General features: G+C 36.6%; 1 protein-coding gene. It reads right to left on the reverse strand.

Translation table 11 applies throughout. The features are described 5' to 3' along the window. Positions 1 to 190: 190 nt before the first annotated feature. A complete protein-coding gene (yajC, locus tag ABPH35_RS10940; RefSeq protein ID WP_349988021.1) occupies positions 191 to 499 on the reverse strand; it encodes a preprotein translocase subunit YajC in 309 nt (102 codons plus the stop codon). Positions 500 to 816: the final 317 nt, after the last annotated feature.

The following is an 816-nucleotide window of genomic DNA, read 5'->3' on the forward strand; positions in this document are numbered from 1 at the left end:
ATCAAGAAATCCAGTATCTCATTCATAACAAAATCCTCCACTATCTCTAGTATAGCAAAGGATTCGAGCTTAGTTTATGAAACTGTTATCTGAAAACGAAACTTTCTTCATGCGTTTGTCGTGGATTTAGACACCAACGTTACCTCTTTTAAACAAAAAGAAAAAGCACTATCAAGTGCCTTTTGATTGATTATTCCTCTGTCACAGCTGTTTCTTCTATAACTGCTTCTTCCACCACTGTTTCAACAGCAGTTGCTTGATTGACACGACCGCGAATAGCTGAACGTTCAAATGTCAAATAGACACCATCCACATCCAACACTACTTTCTGCTCGTTAATCTCATCCACGATTCCATACAGACCACCGATGGTCACAATCTCGTCGCCTTTTTTAATTTGGCTCAAGGCTTCCAATCGATTTTTTTGTTGTTTTCGTTGAGAAAAAATCATGAATCCAAGCATAGCTACCATCAGTAGCGGAAATAATAGTTGACCCATAGTATCACTCCTTTTCAAATATACTTTATTATACCAAAAGATTCCATAAAAGAAAAGCCACCGGATTGGGTGGCTTCTGTTACGGAGAATAATATGAAAAATTTAGGTTCTTATCAAATAAAGTTAGGAGGTCTTTACTTGATGATAGTAGTATAGTGTACTCGTGGTGCTAGTTACTCTCAGAATACAATAAAAAGCCCAAAAGGACTATACTGTAAGTGACCAAACAAACAGGAGGTTAGTCCAAATGAGCCACTTACAGTATATCGCTAAATCCCATCACTTACAATGGAATATCAAACAATTATCAAAGATTT

It is taken from the genome of Streptococcus handemini (assembly GCF_040984445.1).
Classification (GTDB): domain Bacteria; phylum Bacillota; class Bacilli; order Lactobacillales; family Streptococcaceae; genus Streptococcus; species Streptococcus handemini.